Annotated in this window: 25 protein-coding genes and 1 riboswitch; of the genes, 9 read left to right on the top strand and 16 right to left on the bottom strand. The window is 51.9% G+C overall.

The window, feature by feature from the left end; all coding sequences use genetic code 11:
- Window positions 1–59: 59 nt before the first annotated feature.
- The 3 genes from ACR64Q_RS08780 to ACR64Q_RS08770 all read left to right on the top strand — a co-directional run bounded on the left by ACR64Q_RS08780 (window position 60) and on the right by ACR64Q_RS08770 (window position 3,131).
- Entirely contained in the window at window positions 60–509 is a 450-nt protein-coding gene (locus ACR64Q_RS08780; RefSeq protein ID WP_064029396.1) for an ATP-binding protein, read from the top strand.
- Entirely contained in the window at window positions 506–1,714 is a 1,209-nt protein-coding gene (locus ACR64Q_RS08775; protein ID WP_020481824.1) for a hypothetical protein, read from the top strand. Before ACR64Q_RS08780 ends, ACR64Q_RS08775 begins: the two co-directional genes overlap by 4 nt.
- A gap of 247 nt (window positions 1,715–1,961) precedes the next feature.
- Window positions 1,962–3,131 carry an IS4 family transposase gene (locus ACR64Q_RS08770; RefSeq protein WP_020481825.1) on the top strand — a complete coding sequence of 390 codons (1,170 nt, stop codon included), beginning with the start codon at window positions 1,962–1,964 and terminating at the stop codon, window positions 3,129–3,131.
- Window positions 3,132–3,348: 217 nt separating this feature from the next.
- On the opposite strand, the gene cysG is transcribed toward ACR64Q_RS08770, so the two are convergent.
- The 15 genes from cysG to ACR64Q_RS08695 form a co-directional block, all read right to left on the bottom strand.
- Window positions 3,349–4,737 (bottom strand): siroheme synthase CysG, encoded by a 1,389-nt coding sequence (gene cysG / locus ACR64Q_RS08765; protein WP_313734328.1) that lies wholly within the window; start codon window positions 4,735–4,737, stop codon window positions 3,349–3,351.
- Window positions 4,738–4,754: 17 nt separating this feature from the next.
- Window positions 4,755–5,114, bottom strand: coding sequence for a (2Fe-2S) ferredoxin domain-containing protein (locus ACR64Q_RS08760; RefSeq protein WP_020481827.1), 360 nt, complete (start codon window positions 5,112–5,114; stop codon window positions 4,755–4,757).
- Window positions 5,107–6,468: a precorrin-3B C(17)-methyltransferase gene (gene cobJ / locus ACR64Q_RS08755; RefSeq protein WP_313734326.1), complete on the bottom strand. Its 1,362-nt coding sequence runs from the start codon at window positions 6,466–6,468 to the stop codon at window positions 5,107–5,109. The genes ACR64Q_RS08760 and cobJ overlap by 8 nt, the downstream gene beginning before the upstream one ends.
- Entirely contained in the window at window positions 6,465–6,857 is a 393-nt protein-coding gene (locus ACR64Q_RS08750; RefSeq protein WP_020481829.1) for a cobalamin biosynthesis protein, read from the bottom strand. Before ACR64Q_RS08750 ends, cobJ begins: the two co-directional genes overlap by 4 nt.
- Window positions 6,858–6,861: 4 nt before the next feature.
- A complete protein-coding gene (locus ACR64Q_RS08745) occupies window positions 6,862–7,599 on the bottom strand; it encodes a cobalamin biosynthesis central domain-containing protein (RefSeq protein WP_020481830.1) in 738 nt (245 codons plus the stop codon).
- Complete coding sequence (cobI, locus tag ACR64Q_RS08740) at window positions 7,592–8,368, bottom strand: precorrin-2 C(20)-methyltransferase (protein WP_026146827.1); 777 nt, start codon at window positions 8,366–8,368, stop codon at window positions 7,592–7,594. Before cobI ends, ACR64Q_RS08745 begins: the two co-directional genes overlap by 8 nt.
- Window positions 8,358–9,665, bottom strand: coding sequence for a bifunctional cobalt-precorrin-7 (C(5))-methyltransferase/cobalt-precorrin-6B (C(15))-methyltransferase (locus tag ACR64Q_RS08735; RefSeq protein ID WP_020481832.1), 1,308 nt, complete (start codon window positions 9,663–9,665; stop codon window positions 8,358–8,360). Before ACR64Q_RS08735 ends, cobI begins: the two co-directional genes overlap by 11 nt.
- A gap of 2 nt (window positions 9,666–9,667) precedes the next feature.
- Window positions 9,668–10,771, bottom strand: coding sequence for a cobalt-precorrin-5B (C(1))-methyltransferase (locus tag ACR64Q_RS08730; RefSeq protein ID WP_101052988.1), 1,104 nt, complete (start codon window positions 10,769–10,771; stop codon window positions 9,668–9,670).
- A 4-nt stretch (window positions 10,772–10,775) separates the two neighbouring features.
- The gene (locus ACR64Q_RS08725; RefSeq protein WP_313734324.1) at window positions 10,776–11,444 is read right to left on the bottom strand and encodes a precorrin-8X methylmutase; all 669 of its coding nucleotides are present in this window, start codon (window positions 11,442–11,444) and stop codon (window positions 10,776–10,778) included.
- A gap of 6 nt (window positions 11,445–11,450) precedes the next feature.
- Window positions 11,451–12,272 (bottom strand): sirohydrochlorin chelatase, encoded by an 822-nt coding sequence (locus tag ACR64Q_RS08720; RefSeq protein WP_020481835.1) that lies wholly within the window; start codon window positions 12,270–12,272, stop codon window positions 11,451–11,453.
- Between the two features lie 2 nt (window positions 12,273–12,274).
- The gene (gene cobM, locus ACR64Q_RS08715) at window positions 12,275–13,075 is read right to left on the bottom strand and encodes a precorrin-4 C(11)-methyltransferase (RefSeq protein ID WP_020481836.1); all 801 of its coding nucleotides are present in this window, start codon (window positions 13,073–13,075) and stop codon (window positions 12,275–12,277) included.
- Window positions 13,072–14,370 carry a cobyrinic acid a,c-diamide synthase CobB gene (locus ACR64Q_RS08710; RefSeq protein WP_020481837.1) on the bottom strand — a complete coding sequence of 433 codons (1,299 nt, stop codon included), beginning with the start codon at window positions 14,368–14,370 and terminating at the stop codon, window positions 13,072–13,074. The genes cobM and ACR64Q_RS08710 overlap by 4 nt, the downstream gene beginning before the upstream one ends.
- Window positions 14,371–14,372: 2 nt before the next feature.
- Window positions 14,373–15,020, bottom strand: a complete 648-nt coding sequence (locus ACR64Q_RS08705; RefSeq protein WP_020481838.1) for a CbtA family protein — start codon at window positions 15,018–15,020, stop codon at window positions 14,373–14,375.
- 1 nt (window position 15,021) lies between these two features.
- Complete coding sequence (locus tag ACR64Q_RS08700) at window positions 15,022–15,198, bottom strand: CbtB domain-containing protein (protein ID WP_081607879.1); 177 nt, start codon at window positions 15,196–15,198, stop codon at window positions 15,022–15,024.
- 88 nt (window positions 15,199–15,286) lie between these two features.
- A riboswitch (cobalamin riboswitch) is annotated at window positions 15,287–15,416 on the bottom strand.
- An 80-nt stretch (window positions 15,417–15,496) separates the two neighbouring features.
- The gene (locus ACR64Q_RS08695; protein ID WP_020481839.1) at window positions 15,497–16,480 is read right to left on the bottom strand and encodes a hypothetical protein; all 984 of its coding nucleotides are present in this window, start codon (window positions 16,478–16,480) and stop codon (window positions 15,497–15,499) included.
- Between the two features lie 101 nt (window positions 16,481–16,581).
- On the opposite strand from ACR64Q_RS08695, the gene ACR64Q_RS08690 reads away from it, so the two are divergent.
- The 5 genes from ACR64Q_RS08690 to ACR64Q_RS08670 are packed head-to-tail and all read left to right on the top strand — an operon-like array spanning window position 16,582 to window position 19,340.
- Entirely contained in the window at window positions 16,582–17,211 is a 630-nt protein-coding gene (locus ACR64Q_RS08690; protein ID WP_020481840.1) for a flagellar transcriptional regulator FlhD, read from the top strand.
- A complete protein-coding gene (locus ACR64Q_RS08685) occupies window positions 17,192–17,809 on the top strand; it encodes a FlhC family transcriptional regulator (protein WP_483823307.1) in 618 nt (205 codons plus the stop codon). The genes ACR64Q_RS08690 and ACR64Q_RS08685 overlap by 20 nt, the downstream gene beginning before the upstream one ends.
- A 32-nt stretch (window positions 17,810–17,841) precedes the next feature.
- Complete coding sequence (locus tag ACR64Q_RS08680; protein ID WP_020481842.1) at window positions 17,842–18,435, top strand: STAS-like domain-containing protein; 594 nt, start codon at window positions 17,842–17,844, stop codon at window positions 18,433–18,435.
- Between the two features lie 12 nt (window positions 18,436–18,447).
- Window positions 18,448–18,915, top strand: coding sequence for a FlhC family transcriptional regulator (locus ACR64Q_RS08675; protein WP_026600434.1), 468 nt, complete (start codon window positions 18,448–18,450; stop codon window positions 18,913–18,915).
- 59 nt (window positions 18,916–18,974) lie between these two features.
- A complete protein-coding gene (locus ACR64Q_RS08670) occupies window positions 18,975–19,340 on the top strand; it encodes a helix-turn-helix transcriptional regulator (protein ID WP_020481844.1) in 366 nt (121 codons plus the stop codon).
- On the opposite strand, the gene ACR64Q_RS08665 is transcribed toward ACR64Q_RS08670, so the two are convergent.
- The gene (locus ACR64Q_RS08665; protein WP_313734321.1) at window positions 19,300–20,589 is read right to left on the bottom strand and encodes a tyrosine-type recombinase/integrase; all 1,290 of its coding nucleotides are present in this window, start codon (window positions 20,587–20,589) and stop codon (window positions 19,300–19,302) included. The genes ACR64Q_RS08670 and ACR64Q_RS08665 overlap by 41 nt on opposite strands.
- A 166-nt stretch (window positions 20,590–20,755) precedes the next feature.
- Here ACR64Q_RS08665 and mutS point away from each other — a divergent pair, with 166 nt between their 5' ends.
- A complete protein-coding gene (gene mutS / locus ACR64Q_RS08660; RefSeq protein ID WP_026600432.1) occupies window positions 20,756–23,356 on the top strand; it encodes a DNA mismatch repair protein MutS in 2,601 nt (866 codons plus the stop codon).
- Window positions 23,357–23,452: the final 96 nt, after the last annotated feature.

Raw genomic sequence — 23,452 nt, 5'->3', positions numbered from 1 at the left:
CCCCAAGGGGGTAGTCTGTTTCATGTTCTCGGGGCTTTTTTTATACCCGGATATAACACATGAAAACACAAACTAACGAAGTCGCGATGAAAGTGAACCAAGCCAACTTGGTCAAAAGTCTACGCTTCAGTTTCACCAACAAAACCACGGTGCTCGGCGAGCTCATCCAAAATGCTCGCCGGGCCCATGCCGCCATGGTGGTGATTAACTATTGTTCTGAAACCAAAACGCTACAGGTTTTGGATGATGGCTGCGGCATCGACTCGATTGCAACACTACTGACAGTCGCCGAATCCGGTTGGGATGCAGACGTGGTTGCCCATGACCATCCGTTTGGAATCGGATTTTTATCGGCACTGTTTGCCTGTCGGAAAATCAGCGTCATTAGTAAAAGTGGCTCGATTGACGTCGAAACCGACCACATTTTGGCATTTAAGCCGGTGACGATCACACCAGTCCAAGATTGGAACGGCATCACACTACCTTGCAGGATGTGGATATGGACATGAGGCAAATTACCACGACTCTAAAGCGTTTGGTACTCGGTTTCCCCATTCCAGTGCTGTTCAACGATCAATTACTTGAACGCTCATGCGCGCTGGATTGCGGATTGACCTTTGTGGAAACCGAGATTGGCGCAATCTATCTGCATGGTATGGACCAACCCAATGGGGCGCAATATGAGTTCGATATTTATCTGCAAGGTTTGCCCATTTATTCTTCGCATAGCTACACATCGCATCGCCATATTATTCATCTGGACTCTTCTCGTTTTCACGCCCGCTTGCCGGATCGTGACAAATTGGTGGATGAAGCAGATGTCATCAAACTGGTTAAAGCCGTTCTGGCGCAAACCATCGAACAGCGGCTTATCCAGATGAAAGCCACTCAGTCTGCGGAAGATTTCGTAGGTTTTTATGAAATACTGCGGCATTGGGAGCTGTTGAAGCTACTCAACGATGTGCCAGTAGTACCGCCAGAAGCCTTGCGCGAAATCATTGCTTATCCAGTTTGCGATACCGAAGTTTTTGGTAGCTTTGAGCAGCGACCGGAAAAAGCCATGACTCGTGCAGACATAGCGGCTCGCGGCATCGTCTCGATTGATGATGACATCAAGCAAGACGGCGCAGGGCGTTATTTGTTTGCCTGGGGCCGGGATTATTTGCTTTACCACGGTACGTTGGATAACGGGCATTGGATTCATACATTAATTCGGCATCTCAATGATGAAGAGCTGGTGATTGAAACGGTCAATGAAACCCATCAGGCTCAATTCCAAGGTGATTGGTGTTGGATCGACGTGCGGTTTTGCGAGGCTTACCAAATCCGGCTTGGGCGGGATGTTGTTGAAATCAGGGATCATGCCTGCTACCAAGGGCAGGAAAACGCCGATGACATCATCGTACCCAAAGGCGATTGCTCGGCTCAGGTGTTGCAACAAATGGCCAGCTTCAGAAGCGAATACGAGGAATTTCAGGAATCGACCTTTGAAAGCGATTCTGATGCTTTCGTTGCTTTTGTGGTGGCCAATACCGCCAGCGATCCAGCTAATGCTATGCAACGCTTGTTACCGGATTTTTGCGGCTGTCCTGCGCTGTACGGCAAAACCTTCGTGGTAGAGTTGGATCAGCAAGGCAAACCGGCTTCGGTGATGGCATATCCAGCGGCTAAATCCGTTCAAGCGCAAACACTTGTAGCTGATATAGGTAGCTAAGTCTCTTTTATATACGAGCGCATTATCCAGCCGGATAATGCGCTCGTTTTCATCACCGCAAATGAAATCACGCTAAAGTTCCATTCATGAATAGTGATAAGAAACCACTAGCGTCCGGTTAAAAGAGCCTCTAAAATGCGGTTAGCCTTATGTAGCAAGGGTTTCAAAGGACTAAAAGCTGTCTCCAACTTGAAGGAAAAACCAATCTTCATGCAGTCTGCTGGTTTTTTAACCGGTGGAGAGCGCGATGTACATTGGCAAAACTTTGTTCGCCCAAATCATGGACGTTTTGCCATGGAAAACCTTTCATCGCATCGTGACCCGTTACGATGGCGATTACCGAATCCGAACACTCAGTGGCGCCGAGCAGTTTCGGATTCTGGCTTTCGCGCAACTGACCTATCGGGAAAGTCTGCGTGACATCGAAGCCTGGTTGTCGGCTCAATCCAATAAGCTTTATCACATGGGCATCCGCACTACGGTTTCTCGCTCGACACTGGCCGACGCCAATGCCAACCGTGATTGGCGCATCTATGCCGAATTTGCTCAGCGTTTGATCGCGCAAGCGCGGAAACTCTACGCCAGCGAGGACTTAGGGCTAGACTTGAGCAATACCGTTTATGCACTGGATTCGACCACGATTGATCTGTGTCTGTCCGTGTTTCCCAGGGCCCAGTTTCGCATCACCAAGGCGGCGGTCAAATTGCATACCTTGCTGGATTTGCGCGGCAGTATTCCAAGCTTTATCCCTATCTCGGACGGCAAAATGCATGACGTCAAGGCGCTCGACTTGCTGATACCCGAACCGGGAGCTATTTATGTGATGGATCGCGGCTATGTCGATTTCGCAAGATTGTATGTCTTGCATTTGGCCGGTGCGTTCTTCGTGACGCGAGCCAAATCCAATCTGGATGCCCATCGCATTTATTCAACCCCAACCGACCGTCACCTCGGTATCATCTGCGACCAAACTATCGCACTCGATGGCTTCTATACCCAAAAAGACTATCCACAACACTTGCGCCGTATTCGATTTAAAGACCCGGAAACCGGCAAGACGCGGGTCTTTCTAACCAACAACTTTACCTTACCATCGCTAACGATTTGCACGCTCTATAAAAGCCGATGGCAGGTCGAATTATTCTTCAAATGGATCAAACAACATCTTCGTATAAAGTGTTTCTATGGCACCTCGGAAAATGCCGTCAAATCCCAAATCTGGATCGCCGTCTCGGTTTATGTCCTGATCGCCATCATCAAAAAACAACTCAATCTGGATGCTTCTCTCTACACTTTGTTACAGATTTTTTCGATCACTTTGTTCGGGAAAATCCCCATTCAACAGGCTTTACAGGGCATCGAATACATATCCGATCAAAATGCCCATGCTAAACAATTGAATCTATTCGATTCTTAGCCGGACACTAGTGATGTCTTGGTGGTGATGACGCATTCTATCCTTATCCGAGGGTTGACATCCGAGGCTGAATTTCATCAGTTCTTGAACATAAACTCGCTATCGTCTGTTGATTGGCTCGTTTTTAAGAATCTCATATTGTGCCACAGAACTAATCCTAATGAGACCGTTTACCAAAAAGCCTCAGTTTCGGGTAATGCTAACCTCCGCTTGTGAATTAGTCCGAACGCTGAAACCAGTCCAATTGTTGATGGAGTGTAACTACCGAACCGACAATAATCAGCGTCGGCGGCGTCATCTCGGCCTGTTCCACACGACTGGGCATATCCGCTAGTGTTCCGGTTAAAACCCGCTGGTTTCGGGTTGTGCCTTCCTGAATGACGGCAATGGGGTGATTGGCCGGACAACCGTACTCGATCAGCGATCGGCAGATGATTCCCAATCCAGCCAGTCCCATATAAATCACAATGGTTTGATGGGGACGAGATAATTGCTGCCAGTCGAGATTGATACTGCCGTCATTTAAGTGGCCGGTGACAAATGTGCAGGATTGAGCATGATCGCGATGGGTCAGCGGAATGCCCGCATAGCTGGCACAGCCTGCCGCTGCAGTAATGCCAGGCACAACCTGAAAGCTGATCCCTAGTTGTATAAAGGACTCGATTTCTTCACCCCCACGACCAAAGATAAAAGGATCGCCGCCCTTTAACCGAGCTACCCGTTTGCCGGCCAAAGCTAAATCAATTAACAGTTGATTAATCGACTCCTGCGGTAGGCTATGGTTATCCCTCTGTTTGCCGACATAGATTTTCTCGGCGTCTCGTCGGGCCATATCGAGCACTTCTATAGAAACCAGCCGGTCATAAACAATAACGTCTGCCTGCTGCAGCAGACGCAAGGCTTTAAACGTTAATAAATCGGGGTCGCCAGGACCGGCACCTATTAGATACACTTCACCCTGATTTGCTGTAGGGTCAGCCTGCTGCAGCTGCGACCGCAGCAGTTCTTCCGCTTCGCTCTGCTTGCCTACAAAAACTAATTCAGCCACAGGCCCTTGTAAAATCTTTTGCCAGAAAACTCTACGCAGACTCGGTTGCGGAATGCGTTGTTTGACCAATAATTTGAATTTTTCAGCCAATTGCACCAACAGGCCAAACGATGCCGGAATGGAACTTTCCACCCTGGCGCGCAAAAGTCGCGTTAATACGGGCGATACACCACTTGAGGATATGGCAATAAGTAGGGGCGAACGATCAATAATGGCCGGGAATATAAAGGAGCATAACGCCGGATCATCAACCACATTTACGGGGATTTTTCGCTGATTCGCCAGCTTGGAGACCTCTATATTCGTGGAGCGGCAATTGGTAGCGGAAACCACGAGTCCCATGCCGTCGATATCCTCATGCGTAAACACTTTTTGGCGGATAACGATTTGATTTGACTGTTGCATAGCAGCTACCGCGTTACCAATATCCAAAGCAACGACGACGATGTTCGCTCCAGCTCGGACCAGTAATTCAATTTTTCGCGCCGCAATTTCGCCAGCGCCTACCACCAAACACGTTTGGCCTTTAACTTTTAAGAAAAGAGGAAAATAATCCATAACGCTTTGTTTTACTGCTATGGAACCGAGCAAGTACTTTGATGATAAATCAGCGCTTCGACAGGTCGACCGCCCACCAAATGCTCATCAATGATGCGCTGTAAATTGGTTTCATTGACGTTGTAATACCAGACGCCATCGGGCTGTACACACATGATGGGACCGGATTTGCAGGTGGCAAAACAGTGGGTGCGGGTGCGCTTAACCCTGAGTTCGCCTTTGTCGATGCCGGCCGCTTTGAACTTCTCGCCCAGGGTTTCGAATAAGGCCTGCGCTTCGCCATTTTCGGTGCAGCGGGGGCCGGTACACACCAGCAAGTGGCGTTTGTAGTCACCCATTTTGGGTTTTTCCGGCATGGGGATGGTGTTATCAGTCATGGTGGGTTGGTTCCAGAACAGTTGGGACGCTAAATTGCGCTCGGTCATTGCGGTAGTGTTGTAGGGCTGTGCTGTCGAATCCTGCTTCGTCAGCGACTAACCATAAGTTGAATAAGGCGTCGCCGTGTTGATCGAGTACCTGAATGCCATAGGTTTGATCATCACGGCTGACAAACCAAATCTGCTGCGTTTTGCGCCAGTCGATGTGCAAATGAAAGGCGTCGTTGACGATACTCACCCAGCCGTTTTTGCTTTGCAAATCAGCGGCGTTGATCAACAATTCCGCCACGACACCCGCTTCGCTGCGCACCACGGCGCGTAATTTGCCCCAGCCCTGGAGTGACACAAGTAAACGTTCATGACTGTCTGGGGTTGCACGTTGCGCGCAGAATAAACCGGCTTGATCGCCCGGCGTGGACTGGCTGACGGCGTCGAGAATGTCCGCCAGCGGTTGCGCGAAGTATGCTGCCGCCTGTTGCAATGTCACCTTGGGCGTGTCGCGCAAATATTGCCGCACACAAGCTTTCCAGCCTTCCAATCCCATGCTCAGCGAACGCCCCGCCTGTTCGCCTGCGCGGGTTTCGCCGGTCATGGCGTCATATTTATTGGCATAGCCGCGCGGCGTCACCATCAACCCTGCACGGACGAAGGTGCTGCTGTTGCCAACCAAGACCGTTGTCAACATACCAATATCGCAATCGGCCATCTCCGCCAAGCGAACCATCTGAATGTGTTGCCGAGCACGATAACCGGATTTAACGATGGCAACCGGCGTGTCCGGGCTACGATGACGCAGCAATATAGTTTGCGCTTCGACGATATGCTGCGTGCGGCGACCACTTTTCGGGTTATACAAGGCCACCACGAAATCCCCGCGCGCCGCGCTTTCCAGGCGGCGGGCGATCACCGGCCAAGGCGTCAACAAGTCGGACAGCGAGATCGAACAAAAATCATGGGTCAGCGGCGCCCCGACCAGGGATGCGCAACTCGACAACGCGGTACTACCGGGCACCACTTCCACCTGAATCGGATCATCCGGCGTCCAACCACTGTCCAGCAGCAGTTCATAAGTGGGTCCGGCCATGCCGTAAACGCCGATGTCGCCGGACGACACCATAGCGACGATTTTGCCCTGCTTGGCATGTTCATACGCTTCGATACTACGATCGAGTTCTTCGGTCATGCCTTTTTTGATGACTTCCTTGCCATCGAGCAAGTCTTGCACCAGTTTGATGTAGGTGCTGTAACCAATCACCACGTCGGCTTCCGCAATCGCTTGGCGAGCGCGAGCAGTCATGTGCTCATGCGCGCCGGGGCCGATGCCCACCAGTAAAATTTTGCCTGCTTTTGTCATTTAATTCTCGCTATCGAAACGGTGGCGTTCTTGCCGTCCACACCGCAATATTTATGTTTCTCGACCAGTAAATCCGTCAGCTCGGCATTGGCCGCTTTCAGTGCCGCCGCTTCCGCCACCGCCGGTGTACCCATGTATTTCATGACCACCTCGGATGGATTCGGTACCGGGATGGTGGCCAGAGCCTCAGCCGGATAAAAATACAGCGGCCAATCGTATATCTGGGCTAGTTGTAACAAGGCTGCTTCATCATTTTTTTTGTCGATGCTGGCCAAACCGGCTACCGTAGATACATCGAGCCCGCAACGCCACAAGGCCTGGGCCAAGGCTTGCCGCAAGGTATCCAGGCTGGCATTGCGGTCGCAACCCATGCCAATCATGACTTTCATACGCTTACGCTTGATCCCTGGGCGGCCTATACACCACCAGTCGCTCAGCCAGTTGTTGCCAAACAGTCGGATCGATGGCCCGGTGTGTAACCCATAAAACCGACCGGTATTGTTCGGTATCAACGTCCTCGAAACGCTGGAACAGATGAATATTGGCCGGTAACGGCGATGGCCGCGTCCACCAATTTGAGCTGCCGGCTTCCTGCACGAAGGCAATCGGCAGTTGATTGACCACGTCCGCCGACACACGCGTGATGTTGACCTTAGGGGCTTCCACTTGCCAGCCCAGTTCACGGCCCAAGATATCCACCGGAATGGTTTTGCCCACGTCCGATGCGGTGGTCAGTACCGGCGTGGCATTTAGCAACGCGGCGACTTTTTCGGCATAAGCATTGGCACCGCCGACATGGCCGGATAGCACCGGGATCACGAATTCGGCGGCATCGTCGATCACCAGCACACCGGGATCTACATCCTTGGATTTAAGATGCGGCGCAATCAGCCGTACCACCGCACCCAGCGACACCAGAAAAATAATTTGGTCGTAGGATGCGAACAACTCGCCGAGTTGCGCGCTCAACGCCCCCTGATACACGCAACGCGGATTGGCAAAATCACCCAAATGTTCGGATTGCTTCTCCGACACCACCACCTCCGCTTCGGGGAGTTGTGGTGCCAGGCGAGTGGCAATCCCGGCGCCGTGTTTGGTAATCGCCACCAGGGCGACACGCACTTCATTCATCGATTGAGTCCTTTTTCTTGCGGCAACCGCGCTGCATTTCGCTGCGCTGACGGCCTGGGTTTTTGATGATAAGTAACGACAGATAATTGACCTTTTGCCCCTCGAGGCTGGCGATGTCGTGCACCATGCGTTCTTCCGGCGCCCCGGCTTTTTCCACGAACCAGCCATGAGCCAGCAAATCGCGACGGCGCAGCAAATCGATAATATCGTCCAGCAGCGGTTTGACCTTGAGCAACACCAAGGTATCGAAGTCGCTCAGCATGCGCTCGATCTGCGCGATACCATATCCCGCCGGTACTATGGCGATGGTGTCATCGACATCCGCCAACGGTTCGCCACTGCGCGCCGCAGCGGCATGAAATGACGACACCCCCGGCACTACTTCGACTGTCACTTCCGGCTGTAAGGCACGAACACTGCGTTGCAAATGGCCGAAAGTGGAATAGGTTGATGCATCGCCCTCCACCAGAAACAACACATCCTCGCCGCGTTGTAATATTGCCAACACGGTTTGTGCTGCATCCAGCCAGTAACGGGCCAGAATCTCGGCATCGTGAGTCATCGGAAAATGCAGCTCGCTATGTTCGGCAGGCAGTTCCAGGCCGGCGCGCAAGGCTATGTCCAAGGCATAACTGTCGCTGTTTTTCTTGCGCACCGGATAAGTCCAATGGCCCGGACCGGTCAGTAAATCCCAGGCTCGCCGGGTCATCAGGCCAGGATCGCCTGGGCCAAGGGAAACGCCGTAGAGGGTGCCGAGTTTAGTGTTCATCTTGACCGCAGGTTTTAGGCTGTAAAGGATGGGTGGCCGATACGATCCACACTGGATTTTCGGCCTGCATGCGATGCATGGACAGAATCGGGCTACTACGGGAAGCTTGAATCTGACAAACGTCCCAGCCTGCGCCTAGCTGTTTCAGGGTCTCGACGGCGGTGGACAGGTTTTCCAGCGTGACGAAATTCATCACTAGCCAACCCGCCGGGCGCAAACGCCCTAAACACAAGGCAATCAATTCCGCCAATTCGCCGCCGGAACCGCCGACGAATACCGCATCCGGATCGGGCCAAGTGTCGAGAAATTGCGGAGCCTTGCCATGCACGAAGCTGTAATTGCTGATGCCCCAGGCGGCTTGATTCTGTTCGACATTGGCGATGTCGTCGGCGTTTTTTTCGATGGCAAATACATGCCCGTCCGGACACAAGCGCGCGGCCTCCAGCCCTACCGAGCCGGAGCCGGCACCGATGTCCCAGACAATACTGCTTCTTGTCAGCTGCATGCGGGCTAGCGATACAGCCCTCACTTCGCGTTTAGTGATCAGGCCTTTTTCCGGCTTGCGCTGCTGAAAGCTGTCGTCGCTGACACCAAATAGCACCGGTGCGGGCACAGACGCTTTGCGTTTCAGAATGACGACGTTGGGATCTCGATAGCTGTTTTGGGCCACCTCAGCGATGGTCAGCCAGGCGCTAACGCGCTGTTCCGCTTGCTTTAGGGCTTCGGCAATCGCCATTTCGAACACATCGGCCAAGCCTTCGATTTGCAATAAGCGGGCGATACGCGCCGGGGTGTTGTCCGGGCTGGTCAATATCGCCAGCAAATCGTGTTGGCGGCAGCGCTGAGCCAATTCGTACAAGCCATGCTCCGGCGTGGCCCCGCGCAGCCATTCACCGGCATCCTTACTGTGGATCGAAACGATAGTGGCGGCTTGCCAAGATAATTTCAACTCGGCAAAGGCCAATTGCAGGGTGCTCAGATTGGGCAGGATACTCACACGGCTGGATTCCAGTTTGCCGGCCAGAAACCCGGCGATGCCGTGACACAAGGGGTCACCAGTAGCCAGTACCGCGACCGCTTCATTTTGTGCCAACGCGGCATTGATCCAGTCCGGCACTTGTTTGATTTGCCCGGTTAAGTCGTAGTGTCTGGCTTCAATGATGTCATCAGCCAGCGTTGCCAGCAGACGGCTACCGGCAATGACATGTTTGGCTTCGCGTAATACCTGCAAGGCCTCCTGGCTCAGGCTGGCGACGCCGTTGTCGAGTACGCCGATAAAACTGCACATCGCTTGCATGATCAATTCCTTCCGGCTTCGGCCAGTTTGTTGCCATCGAAATCACACACCAGAACACTGATGTGAAAACGGCCGGGATAACGGTTTTCCAAGGTGGCGATGACTCGGTTAGCCAGTTCGACATGAAATTCGTATTCCAACCCCAACTCGGCCATGCATTCGGAGGCGTAGCGAGCGGTTTCTTGAGCAGCGATGGCGTCGCACACATCGTCCGGCGCACCGATGCTACGGGCAATATCAGCGACCAGTTCAACGTCGACCGGTGCACGACCGGCATGAGTAATGGTCTCGCCCTGGGCCATTTTGGTCAGCTTGCCGACCATGCCGCCGATGATGATGTTTTGAATGCCGCAACGAGCGGCGGCGTCCAGTGCGGGTGTTAGAAAGTCGCCCATTTGCACGAAACAGCTTTCATCCAGCTCGGGCAATTCGCGCATCACGAATTTCTCGGTGCGGCCGCCGGTGGTCAGCACCACGCTAGCCTGCCCCTGATTGGCCGCAACTTCCACGCCTTGCACCACGCTAGCCCGAAACGCCGCCGTGGAATACGGATGCACGATCCCGGTCGTACCTAGAATCGAAATACCGCCGATAATGCCCAAACGATAATTCAGGGTTTTTTTCGCCATCTCTTCGCCGCCCGGCACCGAGATCGTTACCTGTAGACCTCGGGTTTTTAGCGCTTCGGCGGCGATCAGACGGATGTTATCCTCGATATTTTTACGCGGAACCGGATTGATGGCCGGACCGCCGACCGCCAGCCCCAAACCGGGCCGAGTGATCAGGCCTATGCCTGCGCCGCCTTGCAATACGACAGTGTCCGGTTGTTCTATCCACATCACATCCGCCGTCAGCCGAGCGCGATGGGTGCAGTCCGGATCGTCGCCGGCGTCTTTTTCGATGACAGCATGTGCTCGGTCGTTCTGTACGAAGCTTTCTTCGACTTTGAATGCCACGTCTTGCCCATTGGGCAGCACGCAGTCGATAGTGTCCGGCACGCGCCCATTCAGCAAACCCTGCACTGCCGCCCGTGCCGCTGCCGCCGAACAGGCGCCGGTGGTGTAACCCTTGCGGGTACCTTTGGGTTTGCGTTCCGGCATTGCCATGCTATCAGCCGTTTTTCTGCCGGGTTTCCGCCAAGCTCAACAAGGCATGAATCGCCGCGACGACCAAGGTCGAGCCGCCCTTACGTCCACGGGTGATGATCCATGGCACATCGGCTAATTCGGCGAGTAAATCCTTGGATTCCGCTGCAGAGACAAAACCGACTGGCATCCCGACGATCAGTGCCGGCTTGACGCCTTCTTCTTTGATCATCCGCAACACTTCCAACAGCGCGGTCGGTGCGTTGCCAACTGAGACGATACCGCCGGCGATTAAACCCAGGCGCTGCGCTTTACGCATGGCTTGTACCGCGCGGGTACTGTTGACCTGTTTGGCGGCGGCTATGACATCCGCATCGGCGATGAACTGGCGGGCGCTGATGCCAAAATGCGCCAGGCGCGGCTTCGATAAGCCGACGCAAATCATTTCCACGTCGGCAACGATAGGCGCACCATTTAAAATGGCTTGAATACCATCTTCGATTGCATGCGCGGAAAACTCGGTCAGGCCATTGAATTCAAAATCCGCAGTGGCGTGGATCATGCGACGCACCACTTGCCATTGCCCATCGGAATAATGGTGCTCGCCGACTTCGCGGTCGACGATGGCAAAGGAATCGTGTTCGATTTGTTGCCCAGCCTGAGTCAGTTGTTCGGTTTGAATGTTGTGGCTCATGGCTAATCAATGATGGTGGTGATGTTCGGCTTGCTCGCGATACTGACAGCCGTCGCATTCCAGCATTTTCGGCGCGAGCGGGTCCCAGGCTTCGGTAACCCGTTGATCCAGCAATTTAAAAATGGCCGGATCAAAACCAAAATACGTACCGGCACCGAAGACAATCTGCGGATATTGGCTTTGCAAGCGTTCGATTTGTTTGCCGATGCGCTCGATCAGCAAGCCGGTAAACAGGTAATAGGGCAAAATCGCAATCTGCGTCATGCCCAGTCGTACTTGACGTTGCACAGCGGTTTCCAAACGCGGATGGGTAATACCGGTGAAGGCAATGTCGACGAGTTCATGCTCGGTAGCTTCAAACAGCCAACGCCCCAGTTTTGCTAGTTCGCCGTTGGCGACTTTGTCGGAGGAGCCGCGGCCTAAAATGATCACGCCGGTAGTTTTCGGGTCGGGCATGGCCAAAGATTTGAGTGCCGTTTTGAGCTGTTTTTGCAGAATGGCCAGCAAGGTTTCATTGCTTCCTAGATGTGGCGCGTAGATGAATTCGACCGCCGGAAAATTTTCGCGGGCCTCCTCGATATGCTCGGGAATTTCCATCTTCACATGCCCGGCGGCGCTGATGATCAGCGGCACGACTATCACGCGGCTAGATCCTTGCGCGGCGCGGCTCAATCCTTCTTCCAACAGCACCTCGGCGAGTTCGATATAGCACAACTCAATGCGCCAGTCAGGGTGTTGCGCCTGCCATTGTTGTTGAAATTCGCGAATTTCATCATTGCCGGCCTGATTGCGCGAACCGTGGCCGACCAAGAGAACTGTGGTTGTCATGCTTATTCCTTAGGCTGAGGCCGCTCGGCGCGGCGAAAACGATGGGTAAAACCGGCATCATAAAGTTTGGATTTTTTTAACGATGGCCAGTGCCGCGCGCCCAAGGTGGGGCTGATGACGATCATGGCCTGACTGTTGATTTTGGCGGCTCGGCAGCGTTCGCGAATATCAGCCAGGGTGCCGCGAATAATCTGTTGTTCGCTCGGCCAGCTGGCCTTATGAACCACCAATACCGGGGAATCATCAGCCCAGTTGGCGGCTTTTAATTCGCGTTCGATCAAGGGCAACAAGGTGATCGATAAAAACAGGCACAGCGTGGTGTGATGGCTGGCCAGTTCTTGCAAGGATTCACCGTCCGGCATCGGCGTGCGGCCTTCAACACGGGTAAGAATCACGGTCTGCGTGACTTCGGGTAAGGTCAGGCTTTCGACTGCGCAAGCCATCGCAGCAAACGCCGACGAGACGCCCGGCACTACTTCGACGGCAATGTTGGCCGCATCCAGTGGTTGCACCATTTCAATCAATGCACCGTACAAGCCAGGGTCGCCGGTTTGCAGGCGAATGACGGTTTTGCCCGGACCGGCTTGTTCGGTCAGCCAGTTGGTAATCTGCTCCAAAGTCATGTCTTTGGAATCTTTGATCACGCAAGTGCTTGGGGCCCATTGCGTCGCTGCGGCCTGTACCAGAGAGCCTGCGAACAAAATGGCATCCGCTTTGGCAATTAAGTCGCGACCTTTGACAGTGATTAAATCAGGATCACCGGGACCTGCGCCGACAAACCACACTTTAGGTTGAATGCTCATAGAAAAAATCCAGCCGCGACCTGGGGGTTGAACGGAAAGTAGGTGTGCAGATAAGACGCTTGCAACGAACCCAGCTGATAAAAGTTTTCGTTACGGCGACGATTGCGTTGGGGCTTCGATTCGGTGAACGGCTGCAGTGTGGTTTCCAGTTGCGAGTGATGAAAGCTATGCCCGCGAATTTCACCTTGTTCCAACTGCACGCTGTGCATGCCAAGATTGACCAGCCGTTTTTGCATCTGCGCGCTAGCGGGTAGTAATCCTGCCATCGCTGCCGCATTGCCGTCTTTATCGGCCAAACGTTCCAGCAAATATAAAAAACCGCCACATTCGGCGTAAATCGGTTTACCGGCTTGATGATGTTGCTGCAAGGCTTGTTTCATGGCGACATTGTCGGCCAATGTTTGGAGATGTAGTTCCGGGTAACCGCCGGGCAAATAAACACTGTCTGCCTCGGGTAATACGTGGTCTGCGAGCGGCGAGAAAAACGTCAGTTCAGCGCCCATGGCTTGCAAACAATCCAGATTTGCTTGATAGATAAACGAAAATGCGGCATCGCGAGCTACCGCGATACGCTTACCAGTCAGCAATTTCGGCGGCGGATCGGTAGTAATCGGCGCGAAGGTGACCGGCTCCGGCAATCGGCACGGCGCAAGACTGCCGAGCAATTCGGCGGCTCGCGCCAGGCGAAGATCGAGATCGCCGATTTCGTCGGCCTGCAACAAACCCAGATGTCGCGAAGGTAAGCCGACCGCGTCGTCTTTCGCCATCGCCACCAGCAAAGGCATGTTATTCGGCAACGCTTCTTCTAGCAGTTTGGCATGACTAGGACTGCCGACTTTGTTGGCGATGACCCCGGCAAACGGTAAGTTGGCACGGTAATGGGCTAAGCCATAAGCTACTGCGGCAAAAGTTTGTGCCATGCCGCCCGCATCGATGACAACGGCCACAGGCACGTCTAGTGTTTGTGCCAAATCGGCGCTGCTGCTATCGCCGTCGAACAAGCCCATGGCACCTTCAATCAAGATAACGTCAGCGTCGGCGGCGGCGTTATAAAGCATCTCACGGCAATGCGCTTCGCCCATCATCCATAAATCCAGCTGATAAACCGGTTGTCCGCAAGCAAAGCTCAAGATTTGCGGATCGATAAAATCCGGGCCGGTTTTGAACACGCGTACCTTTCGGTTTTGCTGGCGATGGTAATAGGCCAAAGCTGCAGTTATGGTGGTTTTGCCTTGCCCGGAGGCAGGGGCGCTGATCAATATCGCCGGGCAATGGCGTGTTGCGGTAGCATTCATCACTAAAACGTTACTTTACGCAACAATCGGCCCGATATTGCGCCTAAGGTCAGCCAGAAAATAGCGTTGTTGATGGATGTCAACACCACAAAATGCTGTTGTAAGGCTTCGGGCGCTAAAGCCTGAGCAACCTCCGGATGCGGTGCGCCGATCAGATGCGGTAAGGCCAGTAAGCCAGCGCCGCCGATTTGCAGCCAGCGCTGTTTGGTCAAAAACAGACCAAACAAGCCAATCGCGGTAGCGGCGGCCGTAAAAAGCCACCACGCTTGGCGACTATGCAATTCGGCGCTGTCAGTACCCGGCAACTCCGGCGGCAAGCCCAATGATGGCGCGACAAAAAATACCAAATAACCGGCCAAACCCCAGCCGAGTCCGTACAGGTAACCGTGTTGATCCCGCCAGTACAGGGCGACACTGATAAACAAGGCAAAGCCGAAGCCGGTCAGGCCATTGAACAGCAAAGTAAAGCCATTGCGTTGCCAGCCGTCCGTCGGTTGCCAGTCATGCGCATGCTCGGCCGATGGTGTTTCGAATTGCTCGGCGGCCAAAATCAAGGGCAAGGTTTGATAGTGTTGGAGCACGCTGAGTAACAAGCCGCCCAATAGTCCAGCCAGTAGCGACGCCGCAACCAACTTACGAAAATCCGCCATGTTAATGGCAAGGAAAAGCAGCGCTGTGACGTCCGTCGTGGGCGGCGTTATGTAGGTAGTTGTTGGCGTCCTGCAAGAAACCCAAACCTAAAACGACGGTCAGACCCAAAACAATAGCACTCAGGCCAGGCAGGATTTTTGAGGAAGAAAGGGTGGTAGATGCTGCAAGTGTTTTCATGGTTGTCTGTTCCGAATAAGGTGGACGGAATAACAGAGGGAAAGACAAACCAAAAAAAACCGATTTGACAGATCGCCCTCCGCAATACTGTTGACTACAGTTTTAGGCCTGTCTCCGGGCTCGTGACGAATCACCTACCGTTGCGGGGGCAGCGTCGGCATTTAACCGACTTCCAGTTTCACCCGCCAAGAGCGGGAACCTTAAAACCAGCGGCGATTGTATGCCGCAGCTAGTCGTAGGGCAAATGAAATGTATTGAAATAAGAATAAACTGTGCGGCAGCAGTTCCTCTCGACAAGTTATCGATCAACCAGTAATCGCCCGCAACGCGTGATTCGATCGAAACTGAACACATGCTCTCTTGGGCTTTCATAACACCGCCCCACCAACCTGCGCCGATAATCCGGCTCGCCTTTTTCGAGATAAATAGTGGCGCCACAAATGGGACATGCCGCCGAATACCGAACTAACCGAATTACTCTTAAATCTCCGTCTCGAAGCAGTTCGAACTGCGCAGACTGTTCATAAAAATTTGTGAATAGTTCATGGGCTACGACAATTCGATCATCCAACAATAATATCCAAGGCTTGATGATAGTTACCCAGGAACCATAGGGAATCGCGAAAATACTGACCAGTAATGTCAAATCTTGCGTTGTCACGGATCTGGGTAAGGATAACGATAGCCATCCAGCATAAGCAATTAACACCGACAACCCAGCTATGATTGCTAGCCAACCCACTATAACCCAGACATGCCATTGTCTTAATTCAATTTGTCCATGCCGAAATAACCGACTCGCGATCCAACTGGGTTTGACTTCACCTAGTTCAGTCATTTGATAGCTGGCTTGCAAATCGGCTGCATTGTTCCTGCCAAGGACGCCGTCAATCGCTTGGTCTTCTTCCGTTATTTCCGGTATCGGTTCTGCCTTGATATAGAACGTCGTGAGTTGTCCCGGACCGCCCTTTGTGCTTTTACGGTCAGGTTTTGCATAACAAGACAACCCACGTTTACGAGCAAACTCTAAGATTTGCGGCTCTCGGGTTTCGCAATATTTCTTCAACGAACCCGGCCAATCGATCCACTTTTTAGGATCGGAAATTCCTATAGATTCACCGACTGCGGCGACGATTTCATCAGCCGTGAACCGGCGCTTCGACTCTTCGAATTCTGACTTCTTCAACGATTCCTGGGCTAACGCGCGCAATATGCGGTGCCCTTTTTCATCGCTTGGCTCGCTATCCAACCAATCGATCAAGCATTGAATTACCTCGCGCATAAACCACCCCAAACCAGGTAACCAGCAGTAGTTGTCTGGTTAGCGAATAGCCGATTCATAACAATTTCCTCCATAACAAATTCAAGATAAGCAATATAAAAATGATTTTGGAATGCAATTATTCAGGTCAAACACCAATTAAGGCTCTACTTCTTGTAGGCAAAGTCCCTGGTAAGCAGAACGAGATTAGAAGAATTTCAGGATCATTCAATTCATTGGACCCTGCAATTAGCCTGGCGTTATCAAATTGGCCGTCCGTTATTTGCCGAAAAAAGCGTCGCCAGCGCAATAGGACAATTATTTTCAACAAAGCCAAATCATATCTATCGGGGGTTCCGGAGGTTTGTGACCCAAATCAGGTCACTTTGCGACCGGGACATTTCCGCGTTGCCTGCCTAGCATATCGACAACAGTCGTTAATCAACTCAGAGGCGTTTATGTCAACACTGGATGAAGATCTTGCCCGGTTAAATTTCGAATATCTCATGCTAGCCAGGGAATGCGCACGCAGTAATCCTGAAGAAACGGCCTGGCGCTTTGGATTAGATCGGAATGGTATAGACCATCTCGCCGGCACGACACAGGAGCAACTTCGTGAACACGCCGAAAGCAGTCGCGCAGTGATTCAGTTATTGCCGGTTTATGTTCCAAGCAACTTGCCCATGGTCGCCTATGTGGATCTTCTCCAACCGTGTATCACTGGAACTGCGGATGAAACCAATGCCCTTTAAAAGCAGGTCAAATATAGGCGCGGACTTGCTATTGGCCGAAAGGCTAATCCAGCTTGGCGTACGTCCTCCGATTGTCAGCCAACTCTGCCATTTAACCCGAAAGCAAAGCATCGAATTATCTAAAGCGGTACAAGGACAACCGCCCAAACAAGGCATGCTGCCTCATGATCATCAATGGGCCATCCGCTCGGCGTTCAACAACATTCATGCCTCGCTATTTTTAAGCATGATTGAAGACATCAGACACCGACTTTCTACTCCGAACCTGAGTGCAACCTTACTGGTTACGGCCTATGAGATCTACAGCAACGTCGCTTCCAAAATTTTAGCCGATCGGCAATTTATCCAACCACGCTCCAGCCAACATTATCCGTTAGACATCAACCGGGCTTGGTATTTAATTAGCCTGCTCTCGGCGGGTGATTTGGTTTTCATTCTTTGCGGGCGTTGCCGCGCCCGTTACCTAGGCATGATTCACCCTGAAGCCGCATTTAGTCAATGCCCTATCTGCGAGGTGTGGACTGATCGGTCGGGGCGGCGGCGTTGGGTTTCCGCAAAATCAAAAAGTCAATCTTTGAACAAACCAAGCACTCGTTAGAGGCAATCAAGGAGCTACTAAGGAGAAGTCGCATGCATATCGTTGTCGTTACAGCCACCCATTCCCAAATACCCCAGGCAATCCATGGCAAAAATTTCGCGCGACTGGCACGCGAGTGCTTTGCCAATCAGCAATCGCTGACGATTGATTTTAAGGACGTCAAAACCAGCACGCAGGGGTTCTTCCAGGAATTGTATATTCCGCTGGTCGCTGAATTCGGATCCGATTATCTGAAATCGAAACTGAAAATAGTCAATATGGCGGGGCACGTCGACAACATGATGCAGTCAGCATTCAAAAATCTTGAGGCCTACTTTGACAAACTGACAACGATAGATCAACTGGGTTGCGATGAAGAGATCTATGCCATGAATCAGGCATGGCTCATCAAAGCCAGAGAAATCGCACGGGAGAACCCGGTGCTGACTGAATTAATCTTGGGGATTACCGATGAGGCCATGCGCTTGGCTGTTGGGCGTTTATCTTTAGAAGACATTGACTTAATTGCCCGCTCCAACTGGCTATGTTTTACCCCCCGATTTTCGAGTCAGTTTATTCAAAACATCAACAGAGATTCGCCTCCGATGGTGGAAGCCATGCTCGGATTAAGCGGCGCTATTGGCTAAGGGAGGCAGCTAATGCTCAAGAAATATCAACAGCAAACCTTGGCAATTGAACTGCTCAATCTCCATGCGAAAGTCAAAATCGTGCATCAAGCAACGGGAGTACCGATAAAGTTACTGAGGCAGACATACCGTCAATTACATGGCCAATCGCCCAGTCGTGGATCGATCAAGTTTTCAACCCGAGGTTTGACCGGTAGTCGCCGTAAGTATAAAGATGTAACCATCTTCGCCGTGTGTTTTCAGGTTGCCACGGCCAAATCGAAAGAAGGCCAAATCCAGACGCTAATTACTGCCTTTAATGCGTATAAAAAATCATATCCCTTGGGACAACTCGAGTTTTCCGATGCTTGGGTGGTGGCACAGGACATCAAAGATAAACGAGTTCAACTTTCGAAGTGTCCACAATGTCAATCTTGGGTTTTGTTAAAAGCCCGTGAAGATCTCACTGATCGCTGCAGCATCTGCAAAATACATTTATGAGAAGGTTAACCAAAAATATTTGAATCCTGAGTAAGATAAAATGGCAACCAATCCGGTCATTGCTTTATTTAAAACAAGGCCGGATCGAACCAGCGACCTATTTATTGGTAGACAACAAATACATGAGTAACGCCCAGAAACGTCAGTCAGTATTGAGACCCATCATGATTGATCTTGAGGCGGTTTCAGAAGTCACAGGGCTTTCTGAATCTACCATCCAATCATTGATTCGTGCCGATGAGTTCCCTAAGCCTCGTAAAGCATCTGCACGCCGTTCCTGCTGGTTACTACGCGAAATTGAAGAATGGGCTGAGTCGCGTCCTGTTTCCGATTTATTACCCCCCCCTAATACGGCAATAGGCGGACGCAACGGCAAACCTAAATCTAGAAATGTGCCAATGACTCAAGATGCTCTGACAGATTAAAGAGCCATAGGCGTTTTTCATCGTCATATTGATGCCGATTATAAGTTCCTACCACACCGGGTAACATATGACCGAGAATCGTTTCACCTACGGAATCTGGACATCCTAATTTTGCAAGCAAGGTGCGTGAAGTCCGTCGCAAATCATGCGGTGCCCAATGAGTCACCGTTAATCGAGGCCTCACCTGCTCAGGGCGTATCTGACTATAGGGCTGTCTATAAAACACCTGTTCAGTGACGTATTTTTGTTCGATGTGCCCCACTTTATGACGGGATGGAAATAGAAAACCGTCTCCATATAATTTTTTCCGCCGTAACACCACTGCCAAACCCCTACCGAATAAGGGCACCCTTTGATCTGTAGCAGTTTCATGTCGAGCATTTTTCGTTCTAATTTTCGGTATCGTCCACCAAACTTGACCGCCCTCTTCACTAATTTCAGTTCCTGACATGCCGACAATTTCTGAGCCACGAGTTCCGGTCCAAAGATATAACATTAGAACGTCAGTAATTATCGGTGCGAAATTTGGAAGCCAAGCTATCAATTCACCGATTTCGTCTTCAGTGAGTACGCGTTTAACCACGCCGATGTTCTTACCTTCTATGGTCTTTCCTTTTGATCTAATTTTTCCACGTAAAATTAAGCGCCACCAATTTACTGCAGCTTCAGGTAGTCTGCCGGCATCCATTGCATAATCCCATGCTGCTCCTAACTCACATCGTAATTTTCCGGCCTGCACGGGCGATATTGCGGCGTACTTTTGAATCAAATCAAAAGCCATTGCGCGGGTAATTGCAGTGGATGGTAAATCCGCCATATCACCCAGCATCGTGTTAAACATCCTAGTAATTTCAGTAGAACCTTTTTTGGCTCTGTGGCGACAAACATGTCCAGCTAAATATTCATCACACAGCACTCGGACTGTATAAGCGTTTTCAGAATTTGCCGCCTCTTGTTTTATTATTAAAGCTTTTGCCTCTAATTTAGCTTGCTTTGCCTCTAATACAGGATCATTACCAGAATCACGCTGGTTTTTCAAAGCTTCCCAAGCGACAATAGCCACGGGAAATGACATAGATGGCCAATGACCAATTGACACCTGCCTAAGGCGTCCATCAACAGTGCTTCTATACCGATAAAACCAAGTTCTCACTTTTGCCATGGCAGACAAACGCAGTCCTGGGTAATCGTCAAAAGCCATATGCTGTCCTGGCTGCAAAGCTTTAGCGGTGCGGGCATCGAGTTGCATTTTAGTATAGGTTTTTTATGTTGATCGATGACACGAGTATAACTCGAAAAAACCTATACTAAAACCTATACTAAACAGCAAAGTGCAGGGAAGTTTTGAAAAGTGTAGCTGGAGTGAACCCGGCTCACAACATAGAACTATTATCTGTTATTTCATTAACTTACGAATGAATATCCAAACAAAACAAGACAGCAGGCAAGGCAACGAAACACAGCACACCCCGATGATGCAACAATATATGCGCATCAAATCCGGCCAGCCTGACACGCTGCTGTTTTACAGAATGGGCGATTTCTACGAGCTGTTTTTCGATGATGCAAAAAAGGCCGCGCAGTTATTGGATATTACGCTAACCGCTCGCGGCCAATCCGGTGGACAACCAATCCCTATGGCCGGCATTCCTTACCATGCGGCGGAAAACTACATCGCCCGCCTGCTGAAACAAGGCGAATCGATTGCGATATGCGAGCAAATCGGCGACCCGGCCAAATCCAAAGGGCCGGTGGAACGCAAAGTCGTGCGCATCGTCACGCCAGGCACTGTCACCGACGAAGCCTTGTTGGAGGATCGCAAGGACAATCTGCTTGTGTCTCTGGCAGTATTCGACAAGTTGTTCGGACTGGCCTGTCTGGATTTAGGCAGCGGTAAATTTACGCTGCAACAATTGGACAACGAAACCCAGCTGCTTAGCGAAATCGAGCGCTTGAATCCGGCGGAACTGCTGTATAGCGAAGATATTAGACTACCGCCCGCCGTCAAGGAACGCCGCGGCTTATGTAAGCGTCCGCCCTGGCATTTTGACCTTGATAGTTGCCGGCTATTGATTTTGAAGCAGTTCAATAGCCACGACTTGAAAGGTTATGGCTGCGAGCATTTGCCGGCGGCGATTTGCGCGGCGGGTTGTTTGCTGCAATACGTACGCGACACTCAGCAAAGCGCCCTGCCCCATATTCAAGGCATTCGGGTCGAGAACTGCGACGACAGCATCAGTCTGGACGCCGCCAGCCGCCGCAATCTGGAGCTGGACAGCCATCCCAGCGGCCAGATGCAATACACCTTGCTGGGCGTCTTGGATAAGACCGCCACCGCGATGGGCAGCCGTTGCCTGCGGCGCTGGATACACCGGCCCTTGCGGGATCATGCTGTTGTCAATGGTCGCTATGCCTGCGTCGCCAGTCTGTTGGCGAATCAATTATATAAAGACCTACAAGGCAGTCTGCGTCAGGTCGGCGATATAGAACGTATCAGCTCGCGCATTGCGTTGAAATCGGCGCGGCCACGCGATCTACTGGTGCTGCGCCATACATTGGCGACCTTGCCGGCTTTACAAAGTCAGCTGGCCGACAGCGATAACCCGCATCTGGAAAACCTACGCTCGCAACTGCGCGAACAACCGGAATTATTGGCCCTGCTGCAACGCGCCATCATCGATAATCCGCCGGTCTTGATCCGCGACGGCGGCGTGATTGCCCCCGGCTACCACCCGGAGCTGGACGAGCTGCGTAATCTCAGCCAGAACGCCGACCAATTCTTGATCGACATGGAACAGCGCGAGCGAGCCGCTACCGGCATAGCTACACTCAAGGTGAATTACAACCGGGTGCACGGCTATTACATCGAGATTTCCAATGCTCAGGCCGACAAGGTGCCAATGCATTACACCCGCAAGCAAACGCTGAAAGGTGCCGAGCGTTACATCACTCCGGAACTGAAGTCGTTTGAGGACAAAGTGCTCAGTGCCAGAGAAAAATCGCTGTCCTTCGAGAAAGCTTTGTACGATCAATTGCTGGATACGCTGGGCGATGCCCTACTCGATCTACAGCATTGTGCCAACTCGTTGGCCGAACTGGATGTATTGGTAAATTTCGCCGAACGCGCCGAAACCTTAAACTTGTCGCAACCGGTATTGGATCAACAACCCGGCATCGACATCGTTGCCGGTCGACATCTAGTGGTGGAAGCACTCTCCAGCATTCCCTTCGTCGCCAACGACCTGAATTTTTCGACAGAGCGCCGGATGCTGGTCATCACCGGCCCGAACATGGGTGGTAAATCGACTTATATGCGCCAGGCCGCGCTGATCGTGCTGCTGGCGCACATTGGCTGCTACGTGCCTGCGCAATCGCTACGTTGCGGACCGATAGACAAGATATTTACCCGCATCGGCGCCTCCGACGATCTGGCCAGCGGCCGCTCGACTTTTATGGTGGAAATGTCGGAAACCGCGAATATTCTGCATAATGCCACCAGCAACAGCTTGATCCTGATGGATGAGATCGGCCGCGGCACCAGCACTTTCGACGGCTTATCGTTGGCCTGGGCCTGCGCCGATTATCTGGCCCGCCATACCCAGGCGTTCACGCTATTCGCGACCCATTATTTCGAATTAACTACGCTGGCCGAAGAACAAAGCAATATCCACAACATCCATTTGGATGCGATGGAGCACGGCGACAAGATCGTGTTTTTACACGCCGTCAAGGACGGCCCGGCCAGTCAAAGCTACGGTTTGCAAGTGGCGGCGCTGGCCGGAGTGCCGCAGAACGTGATTGCCAACGCCAAAAATAAACTGGCGCAATTGGAAAACACCGCCTACATTGAGCTGCAAAATCATAGCGAAATCAACCAATTCGACTTATTTACCAGCCAGGAATGCCATCCGGCTGTCGTGCTGCTGGAAGAACTCGATCCCGATCATTTGAGTCCTCGGCAAGCATTGGACGCCTTATATCGTTTGAAAGCGCTGCTAAAAGTCAACAAGCGTTGATAGGCAGACATGTTCGCGGCACGCAGCATTGTTCAGACAATTTACCTCGTGCAGCCAGGCAGCTAACAGCGGAAAACCTTGTTTTACATTAACTAA

It is taken from the genome of Methylomonas sp. 2F7, assembly GCF_057126975.1.
This window is presented reverse-complemented; position numbering and strand designations above follow the sequence as displayed.

Coding starts and splice junctions, on each gene's coding strand:
- ACR64Q_RS08780 (WP_064029396.1), top strand. CDS start 60: ATGAAAACACAAACTAACGAAGTCGCGATGAAAGTGAACCAAGCCAAC.
- ACR64Q_RS08775 (WP_020481824.1), top strand. CDS start 506: ATGAGGCAAATTACCACGACTCTAAAGCGTTTGGTACTCGGTTTCCCC.
- ACR64Q_RS08770 (WP_020481825.1), top strand. CDS start 1,962: ATGTACATTGGCAAAACTTTGTTCGCCCAAATCATGGACGTTTTGCCA.
- cysG (WP_313734328.1), bottom strand. CDS start 4,737: ATGGATTATTTTCCTCTTTTCTTAAAAGTTAAAGGCCAAACGTGTTTG.
- ACR64Q_RS08760 (WP_020481827.1), bottom strand. CDS start 5,114: ATGACTGATAACACCATCCCCATGCCGGAAAAACCCAAAATGGGTGAC.
- cobJ (WP_313734326.1), bottom strand. CDS start 6,468: ATGACAAAAGCAGGCAAAATTTTACTGGTGGGCATCGGCCCCGGCGCG.
- ACR64Q_RS08750 (WP_020481829.1), bottom strand. CDS start 6,857: ATGAAAGTCATGATTGGCATGGGTTGCGACCGCAATGCCAGCCTGGAT.
- ACR64Q_RS08745 (WP_020481830.1), bottom strand. CDS start 7,599: ATGAATGAAGTGCGTGTCGCCCTGGTGGCGATTACCAAACACGGCGCC.
- cobI (WP_026146827.1), bottom strand. CDS start 8,368: ATGAACACTAAACTCGGCACCCTCTACGGCGTTTCCCTTGGCCCAGGC.
- ACR64Q_RS08735 (WP_020481832.1), bottom strand. CDS start 9,665: ATGCAAGCGATGTGCAGTTTTATCGGCGTACTCGACAACGGCGTCGCC.
- ACR64Q_RS08730 (WP_101052988.1), bottom strand. CDS start 10,771: ATGGCAATGCCGGAACGCAAACCCAAAGGTACCCGCAAGGGTTACACC.
- ACR64Q_RS08725 (WP_313734324.1), bottom strand. CDS start 11,444: ATGAGCCACAACATTCAAACCGAACAACTGACTCAGGCTGGGCAACAA.
- ACR64Q_RS08720 (WP_020481835.1), bottom strand. CDS start 12,272: ATGACAACCACAGTTCTCTTGGTCGGCCACGGTTCGCGCAATCAGGCC.
- cobM (WP_020481836.1), bottom strand. CDS start 13,075: ATGAGCATTCAACCTAAAGTGTGGTTTGTCGGCGCAGGTCCCGGTGAT.
- ACR64Q_RS08710 (WP_020481837.1), bottom strand. CDS start 14,370: ATGAATGCTACCGCAACACGCCATTGCCCGGCGATATTGATCAGCGCC.
- ACR64Q_RS08705 (WP_020481838.1), bottom strand. CDS start 15,020: ATGGCGGATTTTCGTAAGTTGGTTGCGGCGTCGCTACTGGCTGGACTA.
- ACR64Q_RS08700 (WP_081607879.1), bottom strand. CDS start 15,198: ATGAAAACACTTGCAGCATCTACCACCCTTTCTTCCTCAAAAATCCTG.
- ACR64Q_RS08695 (WP_020481839.1), bottom strand. CDS start 16,480: ATGCGCGAGGTAATTCAATGCTTGATCGATTGGTTGGATAGCGAGCCA.
- ACR64Q_RS08690 (WP_020481840.1), top strand. CDS start 16,582: ATGATTTTGGAATGCAATTATTCAGGTCAAACACCAATTAAGGCTCTA.
- ACR64Q_RS08685 (WP_483823307.1), top strand. CDS start 17,192: ATGAAACCAATGCCCTTTAAAAGCAGGTCAAATATAGGCGCGGACTTG.
- ACR64Q_RS08680 (WP_020481842.1), top strand. CDS start 17,842: ATGCATATCGTTGTCGTTACAGCCACCCATTCCCAAATACCCCAGGCA.
- ACR64Q_RS08675 (WP_026600434.1), top strand. CDS start 18,448: ATGCTCAAGAAATATCAACAGCAAACCTTGGCAATTGAACTGCTCAAT.
- ACR64Q_RS08665 (WP_313734321.1), bottom strand. CDS start 20,589: ATGCAACTCGATGCCCGCACCGCTAAAGCTTTGCAGCCAGGACAGCAT.
- mutS (WP_026600432.1), top strand. CDS start 20,756: ATGAATATCCAAACAAAACAAGACAGCAGGCAAGGCAACGAAACACAG.